This window comes from Bradyrhizobium sp. P2_E8, assembly GCF_056403875.1.
On the sequence record NZ_JBFUES010001354.1, the window covers coordinates 1 to 1,589 of the forward strand.

General features: G+C 66.9%; 3 protein-coding genes. All 3 read right to left on the minus strand.

Annotation, left to right across the window (positions count from 1 at the left end; genetic code table 11):
- Nucleotides 1-34: 34 nt before the first annotated feature.
- Nucleotides 35-646: a pyridoxamine 5'-phosphate oxidase family protein gene (locus AC1D00_RS40375; RefSeq protein WP_025575246.1), complete on the minus strand. Its 612-nt coding sequence runs from the start codon at nt 644-646 to the stop codon at nt 35-37.
- 27 nt (nt 647-673) lie between these two features.
- A complete protein-coding gene (gene phnN / locus AC1D00_RS40380) occupies nt 674-1,270 on the minus strand; it encodes a phosphonate metabolism protein/1,5-bisphosphokinase (PRPP-forming) PhnN (RefSeq protein ID WP_135177628.1) in 597 nt (198 codons plus the stop codon).
- A partial coding sequence (locus AC1D00_RS40385) for an amidohydrolase family protein (RefSeq protein ID WP_477014545.1) occupies nt 1,267-1,589 on the minus strand: 323 nt, incomplete at its 5' end. The genes AC1D00_RS40385 and phnN, both read right to left, overlap by 4 nt.

A 1,589-nucleotide genomic window follows, 5' to 3' on the forward strand; every position in this document is an offset into this window, starting at 1 on the left:
GAGCCACCCTCTCCAACAWGGGGAGAGGGTAAGATCACCACATCGTGGCAGCCGCACGCTCCGGCCAGATGCGATCATATTCCTCGCCGCCGACCTTGTTCTGGCTCATCTCGGCGAGGATCTGGCCGGGGGTCGGCAAGGTCTTCGGATCGATCCGCTTGTCCGGGTTCCAGAGATCGGAGCGGACGATGGCGCGGGCGCACTGGAAGTAGATCTCGTCCACATTCATCACCATCACGCTGCGCGGCGCCTTGCCTTCGACCTTGAAGGAGGCCAGCAGCTCCGGATCGATCGACAAATGCGCGCGGCCGTTGGCACGGACCGCGTTGCCGGAGCCGGGAACCAGGAACATCAGGGACACGCGCGGGTCGCGCACGATGTTGCGCAGGGAATCGACCCGGTTGTTGCCGCGGCGATCCGGCAGCATCAGCGTCTTGGGGTCGTGAATGCGGACGAAGCCGGGCAGATCGCCGCGCGGCGAGCAGTCGATGCCCTCGGGCCCGATGGTGGCGAGCGCCGCGAACGGCGCCTTCTCGATGAAGACGCGATAGAGCGGCGTCACATGGTCGGCGACTTTCACGGTCGAGGCGTCACCGACGGCACCGTAGATGGCCTCCAATTGTTCGACCGTTTCGATCACCGACATTTCTTCCACTCTCCCTTGCGCCAGCGGTTACTCGCGCCAGCCTTCGTTCCTGATCACGCGCACGAGCTGGCGGCCGTGATAATCCGCGCTGCCGGCGTTGAGGATGGTGACATCGGCCTGCGCCGATACGTCTTCGACGCTGCGCGACAGCCGGTCCGCGATATTGCCGTCGCTGTGCCGGGCGCGGGCGGCAAGCCGCTGCGCCAGCACGTCCGGCGGCGCCGTGATGGCGACCACGACGACATTGGCATAGGCCTGGCGCAACGCGGCAATCACGGTGCGCGAGACATTAACGACGACGGCGCGGCCGGCGCGGATGTCGTCGTTGATGTCGAGCGGCAGCGCGTAGGAATGCCCATGCGCCTCCCAATGCACGGCGAAATCGCCATGATCGATCCCGCGTCGGAATTCGTCCGGGCTCATGGCAATGTTGTCCTCCGCCGCGGAGGACTCACGCGTCACGACGCGACGCGGAAAGACGACGTTCTGATCGTCGGTGCACGCTGCCTGCGCCAGCCGCAGCAAGGTGTCCTTGCCGGCGCCGCTGGGACCGACCACGAGCACGAGCCGGCCAGGGCCGATCGCACCCGCCTCGCCCTGCGCCATGGTCGCGGTCTCGCTCATGCGACCCGGCCTCCTTCGCGCCAGACGCTGCGGACGACGGGAACGCTGCCCGCGATGTGCACGCGGATGAGGTCGGCACGCCTGCCGACCGCAATCTCGCCGCGGTCGGAGAGACCGACCGCCTCGGCCGGAGCTTTCGTCACGGTGCGTACCGCCGCCGGAAGGCTGATCGCGGGCACATGTTCCGGCAATTGCAGCGCAGCCATCAGAAGGCTCGACGGAATGTAGTCCGACGAGAGAATGTCGAGCAGGCCCTCGCGGGCAAGATCGACCGCAGCGATATTGCCGGAATGCGAGCCGCCGCGCACGACGTTGGGCG